Below are 23,828 nucleotides of genomic sequence, written 5' to 3' on the forward strand. Positions count from 1 at the left end.
ACAGCTCCCGCATGATCGGTCCCGCCGGTCGCATCTCCCCGGTGAACATGAAGAGTTCCGTGAACATCGATTCTCCTAACGAGGGTCCTCGGAGGAGGATGTCGGACGTGCATGCCGATGCACTGCGGCCCGAGGTATCGGAATTCACATACTTAGGTATTAACCCGATTGTCGAGATGCTCCTTAGGATTACGGCGTGGGGGCCACGCGGGTGTTGATTGCCGATGACGAAGCGCTCGTCCGTCATGCTCTCCGCGTTTTCGTTGAAACCAGCGATGACATGAGCGTCGTCGGCGAAGCGGTCGACGGTGAGGGCGCGGTCGCTGCGACGGGGGAACTCCGGCCCGACGTCGTACTGATGGATCTGCAGATGCCCAAACTGTCGGGGATCGAAGCCACGCGTCAGATCACGACGGCGTTCCCGGATGTGCGCGTGCTCGCCGTCACGACGTTCTCGACCGAGCGGCACGTCGTGCCGGCCCTGCGCGCGGGGGCGTCCGGGTATCTCGTGAAAGACACCGACCCGGACGACATCCTGGCCGCGATCCGCGAGGTGCATGCCGGTCGTTCGGTGATGTCACCGCGCGTCACGCGCGACCTCATCCGCTCCGTCCGCGCCGACCCTGTCGCAGTCGGTGGCGCGCCGGTGCCGTCGCCGCTCACGGCGCGTGAGCTGTCGATCGTGAAAGCGCTCGCTCAAGGGCGGTCGAATTCCGAGATCGCACGTCAGCTGCATCTTGCCGAACCCACCGTCAAGGCTCACCTCGGTCGCATCATGACCAAATGGGGAGTGCGCGATCGCGTGCAAGTGCTCATTTACGCGATGACCAAACAGGTCATCGACGTCGACGCGCTCGATCTCCGACCTCCCGATTGATCGTTGGGGAGCCGGCTGAGGGGCGAAGTCGACACTGCTCGCGAATCCGCGGGTTCGATCGGGAGAGATCGGGGGGGGGGATCGTATGGCATCGTCGGTGGCTGTTATCGGCGGGTCGGGATTCATCGGCCGCCACGTGACGGAGGAGCTCGCGCGGTCGGGATTCGCGCCGCTCATCCTCAGCCGAGGCCGAGGCGGGGAGCGTTCCGATCGGATGCGGCGCGTCGATATCACCGACGGCGTGCGGCCGCTGCGCGAGGCGATCTCGGGATCGGTCGCCGTGGTCAATGCAGCGAGTCACGTGGGCGATGACGAACGGGAGCAGCGCCGCGTGAACGTCGACGGCGTGGCGCATATCGTTGAGGCGACGACGTCGCTCGGCATCCCTCTCGTGCACGTCAGCACGGCGGGGATTTACGGGGGACTGGCGGTCTCAGGCGGCACCGAGGGGCAGTATCCGATCCACCCGGAGTCCGAGCTCAGCGTGACGCGAGCGCGCGGCGACGCGATCGCGTCCGCCGGCGGCGCGACGGTGCTGCGTCCCCTGTTCATCACCGGGGCGGGCGACGCGCACTTCCTTCTGCGACTGCTCGCCGCTCACATCGCGCTGGGCGCGTGGATCGAGGACGGCGCCGCGCGCTTGTCCGTGGCGTCTGCCAACCTGGTCGCCCGGGCGGCAGTCGCTGCGATGGGGCATCGCCTGGATGGTGGAACGGGCGGCGTGGTGCATGTCGTGCCCGACCGACCGGTCGCCGTGAGAGATCTCCTCTCGCCGATCCTCGCCGAGTGGGGGAGGCTTCCCTCGCGGTCGCTGAGCGCCGCCGATGCCGCCGCTGTGCTGGAAGCGCGCGGCATCCCGGCACGAAAGATCGCGCAGTTCGCTCACGACTACTTCCTGTCGTCCGAGCGTCTCGGCGCTCTCGTGCCCGATGCGGGAAGCCGCAACGGGCACCTGACCGATGCCGCGCTTTCGTGGTACCTCCAGCACGGGCGATCGGCGCGCTGAACGCGTGAGCACCAGCCCCGCACCGGCCAGGGAATAATGGGCTCTCGTGCGCAAGGATGAAGCAAACCGCGAGACCCCGACGGCTGTACGGCGGACGCCGCAGCAGAGCCGCTCGCAGGAAACCCAGCGCGCGGTGGTCGAGGGTGCCGCAAGGGTGTTCGATCGGGAGGGATACGGCAAAGCCAGCCTCTCGATGATCGTCGAGGAATCGGGGATCTCCCAGGGCTCGATGTACTTCCACTTCAAATCGAAGGAGCAGATCGCGCTCGCGGTGATCAACGAGCAGCACGCCCGGTCTTTGCCGCTTCTGACGGATGCCGCTGACTCGTCACCCGGCGTCTTCGAGCGATTGGTTTCGGTGTCGCGCGCCATGGCGGACCAGCTGCGTGACGATGCCGTCGTGCGTGCCGGCATCCGGTTGGCGATGGAAGAAGGCGCCCTCGGTGCGCCGGCCGGCAACTTCTACCTCAACTGGGTGGAGATGACGAGTGCGATGCTGGCGCCTGCGCTGGAACGGGGGGAGCTCACGAGCGGGCTGTCTCCCGAGGCGCTGGCGAAGTCGCTGATCGGCTTCTTCACGGGAGTGCAGCTCATGTCGCAGGCGACGAGTGCTCGTGACGACCTGCTCACCGGTCTCCGCGACATGTGGCTTCTCGCCGTTGACGCGATGGTGCGTGCCGCCGATCGCGATGGTGCCGTTCACATCGTCGAGACGGCTTTCCGCGTCGACTCCGCTCAGCGGGAGTAAGCGAGCGAGGCTGAAGCCTGGAGGCCTCCGGTTCCTCGCGCGACGACGTCGAACACGTTCCATCGCACCGATCCGCGGTCGATCCGTTGCGTCCGGGCGATGCCGACCTCCAGCAGCAACGGTCCGCGCAGCTGTCGTCGCTCTCCGGCATCGAATGATGCGCTTCGCATCCAGATCGAGTTGGCGGACGCCCGGTCCAGTCCGTCGCTGCAGTAGATCAGGGCCTGTGCCTGCTGCGCGGAGAGACGCAGCAGATCGAGCACAGTGACGACCCGTCGGGAGGGGGGGTGGTCTGCAGCGGCGATCTCGTGCTGGAACTCGACCGAGCGCCCCACCTCGATGCGTGTCAGCCGGGAGTTCCACGCGTTCTCCGTCGTGCAGTCGGCGGCGAGCTCGACGGAGAGGGCGCTTCCGTCAGGCGGGGTCGCGTGAGCCAGGGCGGGCGGATGATCCAGCTGAGCGACCGTGCGCATACCGCCCAGGGTGAGACGTGCTTCGAAACCTGCGGTGGATGCCTGTGCATCGAGAGTGCCCGAGACCGGAATGCTCTCGAGCTCGACGTCCGCCGTCGTTCCCGCACGGAGACTGATGTTGCGTAAGCGCGCCGAGACGGGCGACGAGCGATCATCGATGCCTGCGGGGTGGGAGCACAGCGCCGCGGTGAGAACGATCGCATCGATGGAACTGAAATGCGGCGCGGGCGATTTCCCCGTCTTCACGGTCCACGTGCCGGGATACTTCAGGGCGGCGTGGCCTTCGACAGCGATCTGCCGATCGCTGGACCGCGTCGCAGAGCCGACGAATGCCCGGGCCACGCGTCGGAACCGGCTCGCGAGGTAGCGCTCGGAAGCGGGGCCGAGCAGGTCATCCAGACTCGCGCCGATCGCCTCCGAGATGGCGGCTGATCGATTCGAGTAAGCCATGCGGTCAGCTTATTTAAGGCGCCAACCTGGCGCCAGGGTGAGATGGATTTCTGTTCATGCCGTAACTAACATGGGTGAACGCCTTAGTAATCCAGGTGACGCCGACCGACGCAGGGAGCGATGCGATGAGAGCACTCCGGAAGACGATCCTGGCCGTTGCCATCGTCGGTGGGCTGATAACGGGTGCGTCCGGATGCGGAGTGATCAACGACACCGTCGAGGGACTCACGGCCACGGGGCCGGCGACGCCTGACCCGCCTGCCGGGGGCAGTGGTTCTGACGGCGCCGGTGCCGACATCATCGTGACCGCCGTGGTGACGAGCGACGCGCCGCAGACCGGCGAGATCTCGGTCACCGTCGACGCGCCGCGTGACAGCCAGAGCTTCGCCGAAGACTCGGTCGAGCTTCCGTTCGAGCACGAGTTCACCGTGCCGACGGATGTCGCATTCCCGTTCCGCGGAAGTCGGATCGAGGTCGACGCAGGGCCGGGTGCCACGTGGATCGAATGTCGCATCCTCGTCGACGGCGAAGAGGTTGCGTCGCACCGTGCCGAGGGAGGCGCGTCGACCGCGGTGTGCGAACGCCGGCTCCAGCTCGGGCCGTCCTGATGGACTTCGGCACCCTCGGAACCCTCGTCGTCCTTGCGCTCGTCGACTCGACGAGCTTCGGCACCCTGCTGATTCCCGTCTGGCTTCTCACGGCTCCGGGGAGGCTGCGCTCCGGCCGCGTCGTCGGCTACCTGGCGACCGTGGCTGCCGCCTACCTCGTGGTGGGCGTTCTCCTCTACCTCGGCCTCTCCGCGATCGTCGCGCGTACCCGGGACCTCTGGGATTCGCCTGGCTTCCTGGTCGCCGTGCTCGTCCTCGGCATCGTGCTGATCGGGGTGAGCTGGCTGATGGACACGAAGAAGGCACGTGCCCGCGCGGCCGAGCGGGCGGCGGCCGGTGGCGGAAGAATCCTGAACTGGCGGAAGCGGATCATGGACGAGGAGCCCTCCCGCGGTGCCACGCTCGGGCTGGTGAGCCTGGCGATCGTGGCTGTAGCGCTCGAACTCGCCACGATGGTTCCCTATCTCGCCGCGATCGGCATCGTCGCCGCCGCAGACGTCGGTCCGGCCCTTTCGATCGCGACGATCGCGGGATACTGCGTCGTCATGATCCTGCCGGCCCTCATCCTCATGGTCGGGCGCCTGGTGGCGCATGACGCACTCGAGGGGCCGCTCACGCGGCTCGACCGGTGGCTGACGCGCAACGCTCAAGCCACCACAGCCTGGATCATCGGCATCGTGGGATTCCTGCTCGCGGTGAACGCCGTGGCGAATCTCGGCTGGGTCGACATCGGCACCGGAGCGTCATGACTCCCAGGGCGGCGCCACCGGATGGACGTCGAAGAACGTCGCCGCGGGTTCCGTGAGGTGCTTCTGTGCGCGGAGTTCCGCGGGCGTGCTCACGTTGACGCCGAGCGACGACAGCACGGCGGGCAGACGTCGGTTCCATGCGAACGTCGTGAGATCGGGGTCGGTTCTCGACAGGGACGGCCAGCCCATCCCGGAATTGCTCGACACGACGAAGGCGACCGACCGGCGGTGCTCCACCGCGTCCGATACAGCGGCCAGATGCATGCGAAGGGTGGCGTCGCCGCAGATCACGAGCGTCTGCTGCGAGCGCTCCGCGCCGAGCGAGCCGCAGAGCGCGGCGCCCATGGCCGCCTGCTCCGCCGCCACGACGAGAGACGTCGACGGGGGGATCGTGAGGAAGCGCGGGTCGTAGCCCCACATGTCGGTGAGGCCGTTCTCGATGCAGACGACGTCGAAACTCCCGTCGACCACGATGGCCTCGATCTGAGCCCACGTCGCGACCATCTCGGATGCGCCCTGCCGTCTGGTCTGAGGGGCGCTCGGGATCCGGGGCGGAACCGGAACGCCCGTGAAGGCGTCGCGGGCGAGAGCCAGGAACGCCGTGGCGTCGGACATGACGTCGAGCCGTCGGCCATCGTGGGCCGGGCACCTGACCTCGGATTCGTCGACCACGATGAGCGTGGCGCCCGGCTTCGGCGCCCACCTCTCGCGCACGGTCTCCTCGAGCGCTGACCCGAGTGACACGACGACATCCGCCGACGCGAGCGCATCGAGGCCTTCCGGCGTCGCGTACAGCCCGGCGAGGCCGACGAAGCGCGCCCCCGACTCGTCGACCGCACCGCGGCCCGAAGCGGTCACCAGCGCTGACGCGTCGAGCCGAGTCACGAAGGCATCGAGATCCCCGGCGCCGGCATGCGCTCGCTTCGCGCCCCCACCGACGATCACCGCGATCCGGGCGCGTCGTGCCGCGGCGTCGCGGAGCTCGTCGATCGCCTGAGCCGCGGTAACCGACTCGCGCGTCTGTCGAATCGGTGGGCCCGGCGTGCGCGACCATTCGCGAGTGGTGCCGTTGCCACGCTCCCATTCCGACCCCGTGCGGGAGCGCACCACCACGACCGTGGGCGACCGGTGGCGGAACGTGCTCCGCGCGGCCGCGCTGATCTCGGCTACGAGGTCGTCGGACTGCTGGATCGTCCGTGTCGGCATCCCCAGGGCGCGGCAGATCTCCTCGACCGGCAGGTCCTGGAACGTGCCCCACCCTCGCCGCTCGGGAGCAGCCGCCTCGACGACGACCAGCATGGGGACGCGACCTGACGCCGCTTCGGACAGACCGAGGAGCGCGTTGACGAAGGAGGGCCCGGTCTCGAGGGCGAGCACCGTCAACGCGTCGGGCTGAAGAGTCGCGCGTCCGAACGCGGCCAACGCGGCGGTCCGCTCGTCGCTGAAGACCGACCGCTCCTCCGAGGCGCAAACATCGAGGAGGCCGGGTTCATCGAGCGGCAGACCGAACACCTGCAGGTCGCTCAGGTCGCGCAGGGCGGCTGCCACCGGGCCCCACGCGAGTCCCGTCGTCACGCCGCGTCTCCCGACAACGCCGAGGAGGTGACGTCCCAGGTGCCCGCGGGGGTCCGCCGAACGCTGATGATGAGCGCATCGCGCTCGCCGTCATGGGCGTTGGCGGCGATGCGCACGAGCGTCGGGTCGGTGGCGCCCACCGCGAAGGCGCTGCCGTCGAATCCCGCTTTCGCGAGCAGCCCGAATGCGCGGCAGGCATCCGCATTCATGAGCTCGGTGGGCACGACCCGGTAACCCGGACTGTATCGACGCTGCGGGTACTCGACGGAGATCCAGTCGAGAAGCGGGCCGCAGTCGAACCAGACATCGAAGTCGTCGTGGAGGTCAGGGCTGTGCTGACGGCACGCGGCGAGGACGATTTCGCCCATCGTCATATGCCATGACGGATAGTCCAGCGCGACGTCGGCCGCGACGGTGTGCTCAGTGGTCATGGCTGTCTCCGATCAGAAAAGAGTCGCTGCTCGCCAGCCTGACGTGCAGGGCGCTGCTCGTGGCATGCGGGTCGGGTCGCCAGGGCAGCTCGGCGGCTCCGCGAGCGACCTCTTCGCCGTCGCGCCGGAGACGCCAGTCGACGACGTAGTCGGGGCACACCGGATTCGTCTCGAGGGTCCGGTGCATCCGCACCTCGAGCACGTCCCCCGGGCGTACGGGTAGCTCGGTGCTGCCGAGGGGGACGACGACGGGCAGCCAGCTCGACCGGGAACTCAGACTGTCGACCGATTGCGTGCCGATCTTCACGGCCACCGACAACAGCAACGAATCCAGTGTCCCCGTCCGTGACACGGCCACCTCGGCCGGAATGGACGCGACGTCCGAGGCGGCGCCGGTGAAACGGGCCGTCTCGACGGCAGCGGGGCGAGACAGCAGGCCGAGCTGGACCTGCCGTCCCACCACGCACAGCCGGATGTCGCCGCTGCCGACGGTCTCCTCGAGTGCGCGGCGGTAACGATCGGCCTCTCGCGTGAACACGGGTTCGGCGCCCCTCAGCATCCGTCGCCAGCTGAAGGCGCTGACGCTCGTGATCCAGCCTTGCGGGAGCACCACCATTCCGGGGTCGCCGATACGTGCGACCTCTCGGCCCACGATCTGCTCGGCACCTTCGGAGCTGCCGATGGCGCCGACGATCTCGCTCACGAGGATCGTGGGTCGGATGCCCGATGCGACATAGTCGTCGTAAGAGAGGACGTCGATCGACGCATATCGGGGGTCGTTCGCCAGTTCGGAGATCACAGCCTCGCGGACGTGGTCCAGCTGCTCGACGGCGACCACGCGGCGCGCCCCGAGCCGTGCCGCGAGGCGCGCCCACGGGGCGTGCACGCCGCAGCCCAGCTCGACGACGACCGAGTCCGCGGTGACGGCGTCTGTCAGAGCCTGCTCGAAAGCGCGCACGCGAGGCTCGTCGTCCATCATGAACTGATAGGCGGCATCGTCGTAGATGGGGTACTCGCCGATCGACGGCAGGAAGTATGCGCCCGGTCCCGAATGTGCGCCGGGGAAAGCGGTTCGGGGAGCGTCGAGATCAAGAGTCATGCTGCACCCGGATGACGCGCGGCAGACGTTCGCCGCGTTCTGACCTCAGCGTCGCGTCGACCAGTCGATCGGTGACCGTGGCGAGATCGACCCACCGGCCTGCCGCGACCAGACGCTCGACGGCTCCCGGATCGCGTCGGCGATAGATGGTGTGCGCGGTCGACGGAACGACGAGGTCCGCCACGACCGCTGTGAACGAACGGAATCCGCTCGATCCGTCGCTGACGTCCGCCAGCAACGACTCTCCCTCTCGTTTGGTTCGCGCTGTGAGGTCGTACATGTCGGGCTCCTCGTCGTCGGATCGATCCGGCAGGTGGTGGTGGGCGTCGGTCGATGTCACGTAGATCACTGCGAACGGGACGCGGTTCCCGTCCGCGATGGTGCGCACCAGATTCGCGGGCGCCGTGGCGTTGACGGTCCGAGCTGCGGTCGCATCGGGCTCGCTTTCGAGCCCCGCCGCAGCGCACAGGAGCACGGTCGAGATCTCGCCGCCCAGGGGCGCCAGGACCTCGGAGGTCTCGTGCCCGCCCAGGAGGTCCAGATGCCGCGCTCGCCAGCTCCGGCATCTCGCGGCCAGGCGCGTGGCGCGAGCTCCGCTCGATCGATAGGTGAACACGCCCCCGACTCCGCGGCGGTCGAGAGCGTTCACGAGGGACGCGCCGATGCCTCGGCCGCCGCCGACGACGAGGACCGTCATGCTGGTTCACTCGCCCCCACGCGGGAGGGGAGACGCGGGGGATACCGATCCCGAATGCGCGACAGGAGGATGTTGGCCGGCTCGAAATCCTCTTTCGTGACCATTCCCCATCGCGCGGTGCGCGACAGCGATCCCTCGCTGAGATACGACGGCGAGACCGCCGTCTGGCGAGCGACGCCCAGGCGGAACAGGCCATCGAGCGGTCTGTTGTCGACAGAAGTGATCACGGCGAGCGCGTACGCCTCACGGAAGTCGAACAGCCATGCACCCAAAGTGATGGCGGCGTCCAGCCCGGCGCCACTGGAAAGGGCCCGGTCTTCCAGCTCGATGCCGATCTGGAAGACGCGGGGTAACGTCTGCCGCGAATCGATGCGCCCGACCTGGTCGCCGTCGGACAGCCGATGGATGTCGAAACGGCTGTAATCCTGCGACGATCGCGTCTCGGCAGACCGCCGCAGGTAGGTCCATTTGCCGTGCAAATGGCTTCGCCAGCTGGTGTCGGGCTCCACGTCGGTCCTCTCCGCTGCGGCTAGGCGCGGACGGTCTCGGCGGAGTCGAGGAACCGGCGCAGGTCTCCCACGGTTTTGATCTCGGCTGCCACTTCGTCGGCCACAGCCACCCCGAACACCTCCTCGACTCGTATGCACAGCTCGAGCATCGCGAGCGAGTCGATGTCGAGGTCGTCGGCGAGGACGGTGTCGTCGGAGAGGACGACATCCGCGTAGCTCTCCTCGTTGATCCGGCCGGCCTCGACGCGGACGAAATCGTACAGTTCCGAGTCAGTCATGGTTCTCTCCTTCTCTTTCGATGATCAAAGCGACGTTGCTGCCTGAGAATCCGAACCCGTTGACCAGTGCCGCCTGGTGCCGGCCGGACAGATCGAGGCGGGCGTCGCCCTCCGCCTCCCGAAGAAGCCGGATGCTGCCGGGGGCTTCGAGCGGCTCTCGAAGTCCGAAGCTGCCGCCGACAGGCACGCCGGACAGAACCCGCACGGCGGTGACGATCGACGCGACTCCCGCGGCGAACACCGCATGTCCCACGGCGCCTTTGTTGGCGAGCACCTCGACCAAGACGTCGTGGGTGTCGGCGTACCGTGCGATCGCCTGCAGCTCGGCCTGGTCGCCTTGCTTCGTGCCCGTCGCGTGCGCGATCACGAGCCTGGGCGCTCTACCCGCCTTGCGGGCGGATTCGCTCATCACGAGGTATTCCTCGTCGGGGTCGGAGACGGTCTTGCCGCCGATGCTCCGCGCGTGCCACCCCGTGATGACCGGGTCATCGCCGATCGGCGCCGGGGCGGCTTGGACGACCAGTGCACCGGCGAAACCGTAGACGCGTGTGCCGGATGCCGCTTGATCGAAGGGGCGCACCTCGGGGGCCCATGCCCGTGCGTCTCGGAATGTGTCCTCCTCGAGGGAGCCGTCGATGGATGAGGAACACACCACGACCGTGTCGGCTGCCCCCGCCCGGCAGAGATCCGCGGCCACGCCGGCAGCGACCCCCGTCGACGCGCATGCGTGCGAGAGCACGAGTGACGTGACCTCGGACTCGGGGAGCAGCGTCTGCACGTGCCGCACCGGGCTCTCCGGGTAGTAGCGCCCGGTGGCCGGGTCCTCCCCGATGCATTGCGCGCCGAGGATGACGACGACTCTGCGCCCGATGACGTAGCCCTTCGCCTGCGCAGCCGCGAGAGCTCGGCTGATGCAGGCGTCGCGGAGCTCGTGTGCGGCGGCATCCCGGGCCCACTCGACGTCGTCGCCCAGGTCGGCGAGTCCGACGCTGAATCGCTCGCTGCGGGGTGAGCTGACGCTGGTCGCCGTGATGACAGCCCGTAGCGGTGTGGACATCATGATGCCGCTCTCGTCTGGTCGCGCAACCGGCCGAGGGGGACGACCTCGCCGTCGACGATCCGAGCTCTGTCGCCCGTGCGCAGCCAGCCGTCGTCGTCCGTTCCGGACAGAGCCACGAGCTGGTGATCCACGACCTCTCCGACGGCGGTGAACGGTGAACGGACCATGAGCTCGCTATCGCGGATGGTGCATTCGACGCCGTCGAGCGGTCGACCGCAGCTGCCCTCCTTCGCCGACGGGCGCAGCCCGATCGCGACATTCGGGCCGGCCTGGGTCAAGCCGTACCCGTTGGCCAGCGGCGTCCCGTTCTGCCGGTAGTGCGCTTCGACCGAGGGAGGAAGCGGATCCCCGCCGACCCCGCGAACGGAGAGGTCGGCGAGGGCGTCGATGATGGCGGGGTTGCGCCGTGCTTTGACCGCGATGGTCTGCCAGAAGCGGACGCCGGCATCCAGGGTGTCGATCTGCCGCTCCAGGATCGCGCGGATCGCAGAATCGATGTCGAGCGGGTCGAAGACGACCAGCGCGTTGTCGTTGAACATCGACATCAGCACGACGCTGGTGTAGTACGCCGTCCCCGCGCGGATCGCCATGGCGACGCGGCGTCCTGACGGCACCTCCATCGCGCGCGCCGTAGCGGCGGCGTGTGCCTCGACGGCCGCACGCTCGAACGCGAACATCCTCGGTGCACCCGTGGTTCCGCTGGTGCGCTGGAGAAGTGCCACATCCGTGGAGCCGAGGTCGAGCCGGACCGCGCCGACCGGCGCTGACGCGGAGTCGACGAGGATCGTCTCGTGGCGGTCCCACCGTTCTCTGACCGATGCGATCAGCTCGGCGGCCGGGAGTGACGGGTCGATCGCGGTCACGCCGTGACCGTCGAGTCGGCGCTCAGCGGACAGTGACAGGGGCATAGCGCTCTCCATGGTGGGTTCGGTTGTCGATCAGACCGGTGAGCGAGAGGTCGCCGCTGTGTGCGGCGACCGCGACGGCAGCCCCGCCCGAGCCCGTCGCCCCGTCGAGCGCGACCCGTCGGCCGAGGCCGCCCGGCGCCAGCGGGCCGTGGGGCGTCGGCACGAGCATCGACTGAAGGTCGGCGAGCAGCCCGGCGGAGTCGATCTGCCCGGGCAGGTGCCCGAGGCGCGCGTTGACGACGCTCGCGGCGAACAACAGCCCAGCGGCTCCGGTCATGAGACCGGGTGCCACTCCCAACGCCGTCTTCAGCCCGGCGGCGATCCGCTGCCAACGCGGATTCGCCAGTTCGTTCGCGGGCAGGATCGTCGACGCGGCGACGAGCAGTCCGGCGTTGCCCCGGTCGAGATACGGGCGGAACTTGTTGTCGCCGTCGACGAAGTAGAGCGCGCGCTTGACGACCTGATAGCGGCGGCGCTCGCTGTCGATGAGGTCGTACGAGGTGGCGGCATCGCCCCCGTGAGTCCTGGCCCAGAGCGCGAGCGCGAGGGCGATCCCCGGGCCTCCGCCCATCAGGCCCCGCTGATCGGCGTCTGGCGAGCGCCCGAGATGGTCGCGGAGCAGATGCCGGGCTCGAACGTCGAGTTCCCGCCCGACACGGTCGGCAACAGCAGCGGCACGTCCCGACGGTCGCCCGTCGGTACCGAGGAGGATGGCCGTCAAGATTCCCGACAGGCCGGTGTCCAACCGCGAGCTGAGCGCGTCGAACTCCGTTGCTTCGAGGCGGTCCAGATAGGCATCCGACCAGAGCGCCGCGCCCTCGTCGTCGCCCTGGCGTCGGAGAGCCGCCGGGAGCAGGCCGACTCCGCCCATGAGACCGAGGTCGGAGACGCGCAACGGCCGAGATGGGCCGTCCGCCACGACATCGAGCAGCCGCTGTTGCGCTGAACGCACCTCGTCGTCCTCGCCGGGTAGGAAGAGCAGGCTGAGCAGGCCGGACCCGAGGCTCGCGACGGAGCGGTTGTCGAGGTTTCCCCGCGGAGAGCGCAGCGGATGCGGCAGACCGACCCCGGTTTCGAGGTAGTGGCGGCACGCTCGGGCGTATGCGCGATAGATGTCGGCCGCCGCAGGCGGCGCGGCCGACGGCTCGTCGAGGCCGCCGTTACGCGTGTGCGACATCGGCGCATGGCCGGAGAAGTAGCGCTGCACGCCCGCGGCGAACCTCGATCTCCACGTCGGATCGAGATGCGCCGAGACGACGGGGGGCCAGTAGGCGTAGGCCGTGAGCTGGTCGACCGCGTCGACATCGCTCTGGGTGGAATACTCCCGGCGCGTCCCGTACACCCACGGCACCCCGCGGACACCCGACGGGCCCCCGCGGCTCGCCGCTTCGAAGTCGACGAGTGCGACGCCCTCGTCCGCGACGAGCACGTTCGCCGGCTGAAGGTCGTTGTGGGTGATCCCGGCCCGCGACAGATCGGCCACGAGCTCGCGCAGCTGATCACCGATCGTCGCGACGCGTCGGGAGTATGTCGCGGCGAGCGCCTGGTACTCGTCGGTGCCTCGGTCGACGCCCGCGTACACGGGGCTGTTCGACGCCACCCATTCGAACAGCGTCACCCCACCGATCCAGGTCTCGACGAGGAAACTACTCGTGCCGATCTCGAACGTGTCGACGAGCCGCGGGACGCGCCCATCGAGCCGGGGACTGTCGGCCATCGCCCGGAGCGTCTCCGTCTCCTCGCGGATCCGTTGTGCCGCGTCGAGGCCACGGCCGTCGAGGCCGATGAAACGGATGCCGCGTTTGATGACGACTCGGTCACCCGTGGCCAGGTCGTCAGCGAGGTAGGTTCCGCCGCCCGCGTGGACGGCGACGGCACTGCGCACGCGGTACCTGTCCGGGAGCGCGTGGGGCTCGGCGTCGAACCGGAGACCGGAGAGCTCGAACAGGTGCTCCTTGTCCGCCGCTACGGGCACCACCGTGCGGGCATCCGGACGCAGAATCCCGTCGGGCCCTTCGATCAGCGCGTGTCCGCGTTCGTCGAACTGCGTCGACTCCGAGAACTCGAACGCGCCGAATCTGCAGTGGATGATCGTGTCGCTGAGCGAGTGGTCGCCGGCGATCGGAGGCCCGGTACGCGGTCCGAGGTCTCGCCGGAGCGAAGCGAGGCACCTGGACAGATCATCGGCTCTGGGGTAGAGCACGATCGCTTTGCCGGCGTTCACCCGGGGCGCGTTCTTGGAGTACAGCGCCCAGAGGAACTCGCGCCGCGCGACGTGTTTCACCGTGAGCTCGAACTCCCGTGCGACGCGTTCGGCGATGGCGAGGACCTCGTCGAACTCGTCGAAGCGCGGGGCGAGATGGATCTTGAATCCCTGCGCGGGCAACGGGCGACGCCCGCGAATGACGCGCCAGATGCCCCAATCGGACGCCGGATCCGGCGAGCGCCGTCCCAGAGGACCGAAGAACCGGCGGTCGATCGGGAAGTCCTGCTCCTCGGGCCGCCAGAGGGTGATGGGAGCGGTCATCACGGGGTCTGAGAGGTCGTCGAGATACGTCACGGCTGAGTCACCATTCCTTCCAGGTCGGGCCACAACTCCCACAGCGGCGGCGGCACCGATCCTGGTGCCGCGCTCGCGAGGCTCTCTCCGACGACGGGCTCGACCATCCGGTACTGCGGAACGGCTTGGATCCGATCCCGTGCTGCGAGGTACAACGGGTGCTCGACGATCCGCGGCGGCAGCGAAGGACAGAGGACGGTCGTGCATGCGCCCGTGGCGATGGCGGCCACTGACGGGGTGTCGAACGCGAGCAGACTGACGCGCATCAGATAGTTCACCGTCGCGGGGTAGACGAGGATGACGTCGCTCGTCTCGCCCAGCTCGACGTGGTGCAGATCGGCGGTCGAGAACGAGTTCCAGTCGTCCTGTATCACCGGCACTCCGGCGATGCTCCGGAGCGAGAGGGGGCTGACGAACTGGGCCGCCGAGCGTGTCATCACGATGCGTTCGAGACCGTGCGCGTCCCGTCGACGCAGCCAGGAGAGATACATCGGCAGGTGCGCGGCGGAGACGGCGCCGGTGGCGATCATGGTCACGCGCACAGTTCGCTCCTCAGCGTGTGGAACACACTGACGGGTCTGCCCGTCGTGGTCCCGTCGACGGTGAGCCAGGTCGCGTCCGCGCCGTACCCGCCGAAGGGTCGCAGCGCGGCCTCGTGATGGAACGGAGTAGACGACGCGCAGAGGCGATAGGCGTCGGGCAGCGGGCCTCCGGCTTCGCCATACAGGCTGAGGTACATCTCGCTGCCCCGGTACGGCTCCGAGCCGAACGTCGCGAGGAGGCGCTCCCATGACGAGAACGTCACGATGTTGAAGACGGGGGAGAAGAGCTCGACGTGCGTGGCCTCGTCGAGGTCGCTCGTCGTGACGGTCGTCGGAACGAAATCGGGCGCGTCGAAGTCGGGACCTGACCATGTCGTGCGGTCCGTCATCCGCGAGAGGAACTCCCGCCCCTGCGTCGCCGTGCGCATGTCGGGACTCGGAGCATGCGCGATCGTGCCGGCGGATCTGCGATCGGCCACGTCGAGCAGCGTCAGCCGGGCGGTCAACCGCTCGTGGAACTCCGCGTAGACGGACGCGTGAACGAAGATCGAGTCTGGTGCCAGGCAGTCGGCGCCAGAGTTGTACAGGCGGGCGAAAACGAGGTCGTCGCACGCTTTTTCGAGATCCGCCCCCGGCATCACGATCGCCGGATTCAGTGACGATCCGAATCCGATGAAGGCCCGGTGCGCAGTCTGCGCCTCGACGCGACGACCGTTTTCACTCCGACCCGTGAAAATCAGCACGTCCTCGGACGAGGAACGCGAGGTGAAATCCCGCTGCGATTCGTCGCGGAGTCGTGCGCTGTCGAAGCGGTCGAGCCCGGTCAGCTGCCAGAGCTCGGTGACCAGGCCCGAGAGCGCAGCGGGCGTTCGCGCCTGCACCGGGAGCCCGAGCGAGAGGGGGATCAGGCAGTACAGGGCGATCGAGTAGAGAAGATTGTTGCGCGGGAGGAAGGTGTACACCGTTCCGGAGGCGGGCTGGGGTGGAGCCGCAGACGCCGTGGCGAGCCGTTCGAGATTCCGAGCGAGGCGAAGCGACTGCGCCAACTCGATCTCGGCACTGTGCAGCGTGCACTGCTCAGTCAGCCGATGGAGCAGTCGGGGTGCGTTGCGGATCAGCGACTGCTCGAAGGTGCGCTGAATCGAGGGGTCGAGATCGCGACGGATGTCGAGCGCGTCGAGCGTCATCGCCCACCGTCCTGCACGGAGTAGAGAGTCAGATCCCAGCGCTCGCCGTATGCGAAGACCGCCTTCTCGAGGAGGCCCTCACGGGTCATCGATCGTTCGGCGGCGCGCGCGATCGCGTCGTTCCACGCGGGCACCCAGGCCTCGAACCGCTTCGCCCCGCGCGCCCCCGCTGCGGACGCCGCCTCCGTCACGGCGGCCGCCACCCAGTCGGGGGTGCCATGCCCGTCGGGAATCGCGACGAAGCACGTGGCGGTGGGGTGCTCGGGCGCGAGGGAGAAGCCGACATGGCAGGCCCGGTCGCCGGTGACGGTCACCGGTCCGGCGCCCACGAACTCGTCGACGGCCGCGTCGTCGAACCATGCGGGGACACCGATCGACGCCGCGGTGTTCGGGATGCGGAGCATGCGGGTCAATGCGCTCACGGAGACCTCCTCGTAGAAGCGGAGCGGGCGGACGCGGTCGCGTCCGCCCGCTTGTCTGTCAGCAGGACTGGCTGCCGAGGCTGGCGGCCATTTCCGCCGCCTCTGAACTTGCGTCAAGCGCTTCGAGTTGTTCCAAGGACATCAATTCCACCTCCTTCCCGTGGCCGAGATCTCGGCGGCAATGCAGGCGGTCAGACGCGCGCGAGCGTGTTGCGAAGAGCGTCAGAACTCGACGAAACTCCTCGCTTGGTGAAACGGATGACCCCCCACGTGCGGCCTTTTGCCACATCTGGCTACATACGTGGCGATAGTAACACGGGCGTTCGCCTTAATTGCAAGCGTTTTCTTTCGTTTTCCGCGACCCCGCGCTATTCGGTCAGGGTGGGAATGACGCCCGTGAGGGCTCGTGCGAGGTACCGCGCCGTCCGGCTCGCCGGCTCTCGTGCGACGTCGATCGGGGTGCCGGCCACCACGATGCGCCCGCCCGCGTTTCCGCCGGATGGGCCCAAGTCGATCACCCAATCGGCCGAGGCGACGACATCCATGTCGTGTTCCACGACGACGACGGTGTTCCCCGCGTCGACGAGCGCGTGAAGCTGAGTGAGGAGCAGGCGGACGTCCGCCGGATGCAGCCCGGTGGTGGGCTCGTCGAGTAGATAGAGGGTGTGTCCGCGCCGGGCGCGCTGCAGCTCGGTCGCGAGTTTGATCCGCTGCGCCTCGCCGCCCGAGAGCTCGGTAGCCGGCTGCCCCAGGCGCAGGTACCCGAGCCCGACCTCGCGCAGCGTCTGCAGGCTCCGGGCCGCGGACGGAATCTCCACCAGGAACGCCGCCGCCTCGTCGACGGTCAACGCGAGGACGTCGGCGACGCTCTTCCCGCGGTACGCGACCTCGAGCGTGTCGTCGTTGTACCTGGCGCCGTGACAGGCCGGGCAGCGTCCGTAGCTGCCGGGGAGGAAGAGCAGCTCGACCGCGACGTACCCCTCGCCGAGGCAGGTCTCGCATCGGCCGCCGGCGACGTTGAACGAGAAACGTCCCGCGGTGTATCCGCGCTCGCGAGCCAGGTCGGTGCCTGCGAACACCGCACGTACCGCGTCGAACAATCCCGTGTATGTCGCCAGGTTCGAGCGCGGGGTGCGTCCGATCGGCTTCTGGTCCACTCGGACGAGGCGGTCGACGCTCTCGAGGCCGGTGGCCACCCGCACCGACGAGGTCGCGCGTGGCGAATCCGGGAGCGTTGCGTCCGCCGTCCCCGCGGCATCCATCGCTTCGTCGGCCGGCTCATCGCGAGAACCGTCTCCGTGAAGGTGCCCGTGGACCACGTCGCGGAGCACGCCGCCCACGAGCGACGACTTGCCCGAACCCGACACACCGGACACCGCGACCAGAGTGCCGAGAGGGAAGGCCGCGTCGACGTCAATGAGGTTGTGCAGCGACGCGCCCTCGATCGTCAGCCATTCCGTCGGGATGCGCGCGCTCCTGGCCATCGTCGTGCTGTCGTCGGCGCCGGGGAACAGGAAGGGCCGCGTCACCGACTCCGCGACCTCGGCGAGGCCGTCGACCGTGCCGCTGTAGAGGACGTGACCTCCGCCTTCGCCCGCAGCGGGCCCGACGTCGACGATCCAGTCGGCGCCGCGGACGACGTCCATGTTGTGTTCGACGACGAACACCGAGTTGCCCGACGCCGCCAGCTGCTCGAGTACCGCGATGAGCGGCTCGGCGTCGGCGGGATGCAGTCCTGCCGACGGTTCGTCGAGGACATAGACCACGCCGAAGAGGCCCGAGCGCAGCTGCGTCGCGAGCCGGAGACGTTGCATCTCGCCGGGAGAGAGGGTCGTGGTGACGCGGCCGAGCCCGAGATAGCCGAGGCCGAGGTCGAGCAGCACCTCGATGCGCGCCACCAGGTCGGTGGTGATCGCGACGGCGACATCCGTTCGCTCACCCGACGACGAGGTGGGAAGCGCGGGCACGGCGTCGGTCAGCGTCGTCGTCGGGCGCAGGATGTCGGCGAGCTCGGTCAGGGGAAGCGCGTTCAGCTCGGCGATGGTGCGGCCGGCGAAGGTGACGGCCAGCGCCTCGTGTCGTAATCCGGAACCGCCGCACAACGGGCAGGTGCCGCTGCGGACGAATTGCAGCACCCGGTCGCGCATCTTCGCGCTGGCGGAATCGGCCAGCGTGTGGAAGACGTACTTCTTCGCGCTCCAGAACATTCCCTTATACGGCTTCGCCACGCGATCGCGCTGCGGGGTGATCTCCACCACCGGCTGCTCGTCGGTGAACAGCAGCCATTCGCGATCTGCGGGGGCGAGCTCGCGCCACGGGCGGTCGACGTCGTAGCCGAGCGCGATCGTGATGTCACGGAGGTTCTTCGCCTGCCAGGCCCCCGGCCACGCAGCGATCGCGCCCTCGCGGATGCTGAGGGACGCGTCGGGCACGAGCGTCTCTTCGGTGACGGTGTGTGCGACGCCGATGCCGTGGCACTCCGGACACGCCCCGGCGGCGGTGTTGGGTGAGAAGGCGTCGGAGTCCAGGCGCGTCGTGGCGTCCTCGGGGAAGGTACCGGCACGCGAGAACAGCATCCGCAGCGAGTTCGACAGCGTCGTCACGGTGCCGACGCTCGAGCGCGAGCTGGGAGCACCGCGGCGCTGCTGCAGAGCGACGGCCGGCGGGAGCCCCGTGATCGACTCGACGTGCGGGTTATGGCCCTGCTGGATCAAGCGCCGAGCGTACGGAGCCACGGACTCGAGGTACCGGCGCTGCGCCTCCGTGAAGATCGTGCCGAACGCGAGCGACGACTTGCCCGAGCCCGACACCCCGGTGAAAGCGACGATCGCATCGCGGGGGACATCGACATCGACGTTCCGGAGGTTGTTCTCGCGCGCACCGCGCACGCGGACGAAGGCATCGGGGCTGACACGAGCGTTTCCGGACATCGGGCAAGCCTACGTGTCGGAGGTCGCCCCTAGGCTCGTGCGGTGGGTATCGCAGAGTGGGTCGCGCCGCGGCGTCTGGGCCGTGATTTCCGGTGGCTGTTCGCATCATCGCTGACGAGCAACATCGGCGACGGCATCGCGCTCGCCGCCGCACCGCTGCTGATCGCATCGATGACCGATTCGCCGATCCTGGTCGCCTCCGGTGCGGTCATGCAGTTCCTCCCGTGGCTGCTGTTCGGGCTTCACGCGGGCGCGATCGCCGACCGGGTCGATCGCCGGGTGCTGATCATGGTGGCCAACGGCATCCGGGCTCTCGTGCTGGTCGGTCTGTGCGTCTTCCTCGTCACCGGGCTCGCCAGTATCTGGATGGTGTTGATCGTCGCTTTCCTGTACGGCACCGCCGAGGTCTTCGTCGACACGACCAGCAGCACCCTCCTGCCGATGATGGTGCGCAGAAGCGACCTCGGCGTCGGGAACGCGCGGCTGCAAGCCGGGTTCCTCGTGGCCAACCAGCTCGGCGGACCGCCCTTGGGTGCCTTCCTGTTCGCCGTCGGATCGTTCTGGCCGTTCGCCGTTCAGGGCGTGTGCGTCGCCCTCGCCGTCGTCCTCATCTCGCGCATCACGGCGACCACGCGCGTCGAGGAGGCGGATGCACCGCGCACGCGGACCCCCGTGCACACCGACATCCTGAGCGGCATCCGCTGGCTGTGGCGCAACCCGCCGGTGCGCACGCTCGTGATCATCATCCTCACCTTCAACGTGACCTGGGCGGCGCCGTGGGGCGTGCTCGTGCTGTACGCGACCGACTACCTGCAGATGGGGCCCGTCGGCTACGGCGCACTGACGACCGCGTCCGCGATCGGCGGACTGGCGGCGACTCTCCTGTTCGGAAGGCTCGAGCGGCGATTCTCGTTCGCTGCGCTCATGCGGGTGTGCCTCACCGCCGAGGTCCTCATGCACCTCGCGTTCGCCCTGACGACCTCGGGCGCGGTGGCATTCGTCATCATGATCGCGTTCGGCGCCTATGCCTTCGTCTGGGCGACCATCTCGACGACTGTTCGTCAGCGCCTCGTTCCCCACGAGCTGCAGGGCCGCATCGCGTCGGTCAACATGGTGGGGGTCTTCGGCGGTCTCGTGATCGGGCAGGCGCTCGGCGGGGTGATCGCCCAGGTGTGGGGCCCCACGGGCCCCTGGTGGTTCGCCTTCGTCGGTGCCGCGCTCACGCTGCTGTTCGTCTGGCGTCCGATCACGCACATCGCCGCTGCGCCGCCGGTCGTCGATGACGACGAGACGGAAGCGGTCGCGGCCGGATGAGCCTCCCGCTGCACCGGCGCAGCGATCACTCCAGGAGCAGGATGTTCGGCAGGTCGGGGTCGAGCTCGCGACAGAGCGCGTAGAGGGTTCCGGCGGTTCCGACCATGAGCCCTCGCACGGTGGTGATGCCCGACGGCAGTCCGCTGTGCGGGCCGTCGCGATCGATACGCGCGATGACGCGTTCGGCGTAGTCGCCGGCAGCAGGGCCACCACGGCTCTCGATGCCCCGCAGCGCCATGAGGTTCCCCAACGAGCCGTGGCACAGCGAATCGTCCGACGGCAGGTCCGTCGCGGTCTCCAGCGCTCCGAGGTCGGCGAGCGGCAGCAGCGTGTCATCTCCGAGCAGCACGGCAGCGTCGGCGCGCGCGAGCGCGATACCCGCCGTGCCGTGGCACCAGTGCGTGGGAAAGAGGCGTCCCTGCGCGAGTGACTCAGGACGGGCGTCGAGCCACCGCCCGGGCTTCACATCGAAGAGGTTGTCGTCGAAGCCCAGAGCCCGCTGGGCAGCGTCGGCCATGGTGCGATCTGCGAGCCTGGCTGACGCGGCGGCGAGCGCCCATCCGATCCCCGTCGCGCCGTGCGACATGCCGCCCAGACGGGCGCGGGTCGCTCCGCTCTCCCAGACGAGCGCGCCGTCGGAGGTCTCGACGGCGCGCTCGAGGAGGTGGTACGCGAGCGCGCGGACGGCCACGTCCGTCTCGGCGTCGTCGGCCGCGCGGATGGACGTCAGCACGGCGATGGCGCCCGCTGACCCCGCCATGACGTCGAGGTAGCCGTCCGTCCCAGCGGCGTCCCGGAAACGGCGGACGGCGCTCGCCCGGGTCGCGCCGAATCGGTCGACCCCGACGATGCTCTCGTAGCGGGCCAACGCGTAGAGAAGCCCGGCCGCCCCGCTGAACGCTCCCACCGGGAGCGTCACGCGCCCGGAGCTCCAGTCATCGAGGATTGCGGCGATCGCGTGGGCGCCGCGCGCGGCGAGGTCGTCGAGTCCCCAGCGAGGGAACGCACGGTGTCCCGCAGCGGCGCCGATGACGATGCCTGCCAGGCCGTCGTAGAGCGTGGGGCCGACAGGGCGGTACTCGAGCCCGGTGCTGTCGACGCTGCTGCACACGCTGATCCACGTCGCGTCGTCTCGTCCGAGGATCGCCGACTCGGCGAGCAGCCGGGCCTGTTGCTCGGCGACCGCACGGATGCCGGTGCGGCGGAGGGGAGTGGCGCCGAGTGGACCGGGAGCGCCTTCGTTCTCGGTCTCGGCGGTCGTGGCCGCCAGAATCGACTCCAGGATGAGGGATTCGCCGGCATCGATGTCGGCCGGGCGGAGGTGCTTGAGACGCGCGACGACATCCTCACGCATGGTTCTGGCGAAGTACTCCGGAACCAACGGGCGGCGGTCGTCGTCGAGGGAGAGCGAGTCCATGTCGACCGTGAAGAGCGGCACATCGAGCCGCCGGAGGGCGCGTTCTTCCGCCCCGATGAGAGGCAGGTCACCGGGATGGTCGGCCAGTCGCGTCCACAGGCTGCGCAAGAGATGGTCGCGATCGATTCCGCTGCGCAGGCGCGACGACTGGCGCATCTCGGCGAGCAGCAGCGAGTACGAGCGCGTCGCGCGGACGATGTGCCGCACGGTCAGCTCGGGAACACCCGAGAGGATGCCGACGACGCGGTCGCGACACGAGATGAGCGCCCGTGAGGTGGCCACGAAACCGTCGGCGAGCGCGTCCCGGTGACGGCGGACCATACGCAGGGTCATGCCCGGCGGTTGATTCTGCGACGACCCGACGCGCAGCTCGACGGCCTCGATCCGCATCGCGTCGGTGAAGGTCCCGGTGAGTTGATGCGCCATGGCTGTCCGGCCTGTCGGCTGCAGCCCGCCCGTGACGACGCTCACGTCGATGCTCGTGCCCTCACCGGCGGTCAGCTGGACGGGCAGGATTCCGGTGCCCAGCACCGATTCGTTCAGACGGCGTGCTGCCGCCGCAGCCGCGGTGTCGGCGGCGTCGCGGTGGCTGCGATTCTGAACGAGCGTCTCGAGGTCGACGGGAACCGGACCCGCCGCGGATGCGATGACGTTCTCGAGGTGGAGGTCCGACGCGCCGAGCACGTGCGCGATCGCGAGCAGCCCGCCGAGTCTGCGCAGATGATCGCGCAGGTCGACCTCGCCGGGGGCGGCGTGTTCGATGAACTCGACCCACCCGTATCCATCGCGGACCAGCACGTTCGGCGCGCGCAGGCGCACCCCCTCCGGAAGCTCGTCGGCCAGCACCGTCGTGATGTCGCGGTAGAGGGCGAAGACGGCGGACTCGCGCGGCTTGTAGACCACCCGTCGGCCGTCGTCGAACGTCACGATGGCCACCGACTGCCCGCGATCGTGCGTGTCACCCGCGAAACGGATGCCGCTGACGGCAGCGATTCCGGGGCAAGGGAGACCGGCTGTCGAGAGCGCCTCGGCATCGCGATCGAGGCGCTCCAGGATCAGACGCACGCGCTCGCGCCAGTTGCCGATCGCTGCGACGAGGTCACGGGCGAGAAGGGGGTAGCGCGAGAGGAAGGACATCCGCCTCGCCGGGTGCGAGAGCGAGGAATCGAGACGCGCGTATGCACCGGCCGACGCGTCGCCGGCCATCTCGGTGAGCAGCGGACGCAGGGCCAGCGCTGCGACCGTCTCGGCCAGTCCGTCGAGCAGATCGCGGCGCGCACCCTCGGGGACCCCGGGCAGACCAGCGAGGAACGACCGCTGAGTCGAGACCATCGGCACCAGGAACGAGGGAAAGGGGATGCGCGTGAGCAGCGCGTTCTCGATGGCGAGCGGACGGCCCGGCCGCCACGGCTCTCCGGTGGTGTGCGTCAGCCAGCACGCGACGTTCTCGATCCACCCGATGCTGTGCTGCCGCGGTGACCAGGGGGCGCCGGTCAGCAGACCCGAGAGCGCTTCGCGGTCGAGGTCACGGGCAGCGAGGTAGCCGTCGAGGATGCCGTCGGCTTCGAGCGCCCGGTCGGACCACGCCCGTGTCATGTCGTCGGTGATGCTCTGCCGTGCCATGGGCCCGAGCCGGCGCTCGTCGAGCGCCGAAGCCTGAAGCAGCGCGATGGTGTCGCGGGTGGTGAGCACGGCGAGCTCCGATCGTGGGTCGTCCAACGGGTGCGGGCGGCGCGGGGTGCCGCGCCGCCCGCGAGCAGCGGTCAGCGACAGGCGCAGATCAGGGTTCCGCACTCGATCGTGAGTGTGCACAGCCAGCCGCTGCTGGCCATGTACGGGCTCACGACGCGCTCGAACTCGGCGTCGATCTGAGCCTGCACCGACGGGGTGGATCCGTCGGTCGAGCGGGCTGCCATGTCCCAACGCGGGCTGACGATCGTCATCTCCTGGTCATGGGGCGTGATCATGATCCGTTCCTTCCTTCGTTC

23 protein-coding genes are annotated in these 23,828 nt (G+C 68.9%); 6 read left to right on the forward strand and 17 right to left on the reverse strand.

Annotated features, from left to right (window positions below):
- The first annotated feature begins 214 nt into the window (after positions 1-214).
- The 3 genes from QUC20_RS05385 (at position 215) to QUC20_RS05395 (ending at position 2,631) form a co-directional block, all read left to right on the forward strand.
- Positions 215-877, forward strand: a complete 663-nt coding sequence (locus QUC20_RS05385) for a response regulator (RefSeq protein WP_120264349.1) — start codon at positions 215-217, stop codon at positions 875-877.
- An 85-nt stretch (positions 878-962) separates the two neighbouring features.
- Complete coding sequence (locus tag QUC20_RS05390) at positions 963-1,883, forward strand: NAD-dependent epimerase/dehydratase family protein (protein WP_289331179.1); 921 nt, start codon at positions 963-965, stop codon at positions 1,881-1,883.
- A 46-nt stretch (positions 1,884-1,929) separates the two neighbouring features.
- The gene (locus QUC20_RS05395) at positions 1,930-2,631 is read left to right on the forward strand and encodes a ScbR family autoregulator-binding transcription factor (protein ID WP_289331180.1); all 702 of its coding nucleotides are present in this window, start codon (positions 1,930-1,932) and stop codon (positions 2,629-2,631) included.
- On the opposite strand, the gene QUC20_RS05400 is transcribed toward QUC20_RS05395, so the two are convergent.
- On the reverse strand, positions 2,619-3,554 hold the full coding sequence (locus tag QUC20_RS05400) for an AvrD family protein (protein ID WP_289331181.1): 936 nt from the start codon (positions 3,552-3,554) through the stop codon (positions 2,619-2,621). The genes QUC20_RS05395 and QUC20_RS05400 overlap by 13 nt on opposite strands.
- A gap of 125 nt (positions 3,555-3,679) precedes the next feature.
- Between QUC20_RS05400 and QUC20_RS05405 the strand changes: the two genes are divergently transcribed.
- Positions 3,680-4,162, forward strand: coding sequence for a hypothetical protein (locus QUC20_RS05405; protein WP_147374355.1), 483 nt, complete (start codon positions 3,680-3,682; stop codon positions 4,160-4,162).
- The gene (locus tag QUC20_RS05410; RefSeq protein WP_120263049.1) at positions 4,162-4,911 is read left to right on the forward strand and encodes a GAP family protein; all 750 of its coding nucleotides are present in this window, start codon (positions 4,162-4,164) and stop codon (positions 4,909-4,911) included. Before QUC20_RS05405 ends, QUC20_RS05410 begins: the two co-directional genes overlap by 1 nt.
- Here the strand turns inward: QUC20_RS05410 and QUC20_RS05415 are convergent.
- From QUC20_RS05415 to QUC20_RS05475, 14 genes are all read right to left on the reverse strand, one after another.
- On the reverse strand, positions 4,906-6,486 hold the full coding sequence (locus QUC20_RS05415; protein WP_289331182.1) for a thiamine pyrophosphate-dependent enzyme: 1,581 nt from the start codon (positions 6,484-6,486) through the stop codon (positions 4,906-4,908). The two genes, QUC20_RS05410 and QUC20_RS05415, sit on opposite strands and share 6 nt — an antisense overlap.
- Complete coding sequence (locus QUC20_RS05420; RefSeq protein ID WP_120263047.1) at positions 6,483-6,917, reverse strand: hypothetical protein; 435 nt, start codon at positions 6,915-6,917, stop codon at positions 6,483-6,485. The genes QUC20_RS05415 and QUC20_RS05420 overlap by 4 nt, the downstream gene beginning before the upstream one ends.
- Complete coding sequence (locus QUC20_RS05425; protein ID WP_289331183.1) at positions 6,907-8,016, reverse strand: SAM-dependent methyltransferase; 1,110 nt, start codon at positions 8,014-8,016, stop codon at positions 6,907-6,909. Before QUC20_RS05425 ends, QUC20_RS05420 begins: the two co-directional genes overlap by 11 nt.
- Positions 8,006-8,713 (reverse strand): Rossmann-fold NAD(P)-binding domain-containing protein, encoded by a 708-nt coding sequence (locus QUC20_RS05430; protein WP_289331184.1) that lies wholly within the window; start codon positions 8,711-8,713, stop codon positions 8,006-8,008. The genes QUC20_RS05425 and QUC20_RS05430 overlap by 11 nt, the downstream gene beginning before the upstream one ends.
- Positions 8,710-9,222: a hypothetical protein gene (locus QUC20_RS05435; RefSeq protein ID WP_289331185.1), complete on the reverse strand. Its 513-nt coding sequence runs from the start codon at positions 9,220-9,222 to the stop codon at positions 8,710-8,712. Before QUC20_RS05435 ends, QUC20_RS05430 begins: the two co-directional genes overlap by 4 nt.
- 20 nt (positions 9,223-9,242) lie before the next feature.
- Positions 9,243-9,500, reverse strand: coding sequence for an acyl carrier protein (locus QUC20_RS05440; RefSeq protein ID WP_120263043.1), 258 nt, complete (start codon positions 9,498-9,500; stop codon positions 9,243-9,245).
- Positions 9,493-10,560: a beta-ketoacyl-[acyl-carrier-protein] synthase family protein gene (locus QUC20_RS05445; RefSeq protein ID WP_289331186.1), complete on the reverse strand. Its 1,068-nt coding sequence runs from the start codon at positions 10,558-10,560 to the stop codon at positions 9,493-9,495. The genes QUC20_RS05440 and QUC20_RS05445 overlap by 8 nt, the downstream gene beginning before the upstream one ends.
- Positions 10,557-11,468 (reverse strand): AMP-binding protein, encoded by a 912-nt coding sequence (locus QUC20_RS05450; protein ID WP_289331187.1) that lies wholly within the window; start codon positions 11,466-11,468, stop codon positions 10,557-10,559. Before QUC20_RS05450 ends, QUC20_RS05445 begins: the two co-directional genes overlap by 4 nt.
- On the reverse strand, positions 11,446-14,028 hold the full coding sequence (locus QUC20_RS05455; protein ID WP_289331188.1) for a class III lanthionine synthetase LanKC N-terminal domain-containing protein: 2,583 nt from the start codon (positions 14,026-14,028) through the stop codon (positions 11,446-11,448). Before QUC20_RS05455 ends, QUC20_RS05450 begins: the two co-directional genes overlap by 23 nt.
- The gene (locus tag QUC20_RS05460; RefSeq protein WP_289331189.1) at positions 14,025-14,570 is read right to left on the reverse strand and encodes a flavoprotein; all 546 of its coding nucleotides are present in this window, start codon (positions 14,568-14,570) and stop codon (positions 14,025-14,027) included. Before QUC20_RS05460 ends, QUC20_RS05455 begins: the two co-directional genes overlap by 4 nt.
- Positions 14,561-15,757, reverse strand: a complete 1,197-nt coding sequence (locus QUC20_RS05465; RefSeq protein ID WP_289331190.1) for an aldehyde dehydrogenase family protein — start codon at positions 15,755-15,757, stop codon at positions 14,561-14,563. Before QUC20_RS05465 ends, QUC20_RS05460 begins: the two co-directional genes overlap by 10 nt.
- On the reverse strand, positions 15,754-16,179 hold the full coding sequence (locus QUC20_RS05470) for a GNAT family N-acetyltransferase (RefSeq protein WP_147374354.1): 426 nt from the start codon (positions 16,177-16,179) through the stop codon (positions 15,754-15,756). Before QUC20_RS05470 ends, QUC20_RS05465 begins: the two co-directional genes overlap by 4 nt.
- Positions 16,180-16,237: 58 nt before the next feature.
- A complete protein-coding gene (locus QUC20_RS15940) occupies positions 16,238-16,468 on the reverse strand; it encodes a microvionin family RiPP (protein WP_353105723.1) in 231 nt (76 codons plus the stop codon).
- 79 nt (positions 16,469-16,547) lie between these two features.
- A complete protein-coding gene (locus QUC20_RS05475; RefSeq protein WP_289331191.1) occupies positions 16,548-19,109 on the reverse strand; it encodes an excinuclease ABC subunit UvrA in 2,562 nt (853 codons plus the stop codon).
- A gap of 42 nt (positions 19,110-19,151) precedes the next feature.
- Here QUC20_RS05475 and QUC20_RS05480 point away from each other — a divergent pair, with 42 nt between their 5' ends.
- On the forward strand, positions 19,152-20,423 hold the full coding sequence (locus tag QUC20_RS05480; RefSeq protein ID WP_259455206.1) for an MFS transporter: 1,272 nt from the start codon (positions 19,152-19,154) through the stop codon (positions 20,421-20,423).
- Between the two features lie 25 nt (positions 20,424-20,448).
- Here QUC20_RS05480 and lanM read toward each other — a convergent pair whose 3' ends face one another.
- Positions 20,449-23,532 (reverse strand): type 2 lanthipeptide synthetase LanM, encoded by a 3,084-nt coding sequence (gene lanM / locus QUC20_RS05485; RefSeq protein ID WP_289331192.1) that lies wholly within the window; start codon positions 23,530-23,532, stop codon positions 20,449-20,451.
- Between the two features lie 71 nt (positions 23,533-23,603).
- Positions 23,604-23,807 carry a hypothetical protein gene (locus tag QUC20_RS05490; RefSeq protein ID WP_289331193.1) on the reverse strand — a complete coding sequence of 68 codons (204 nt, stop codon included), beginning with the start codon at positions 23,805-23,807 and terminating at the stop codon, positions 23,604-23,606.
- Between the last annotated feature and the right edge of the window lie 21 nt (positions 23,808-23,828).

It is taken from the genome of Microbacterium arborescens (assembly GCF_030369635.1).
Taxonomy (GTDB): Bacteria; Actinomycetota; Actinomycetes; order Actinomycetales; family Microbacteriaceae; genus Microbacterium.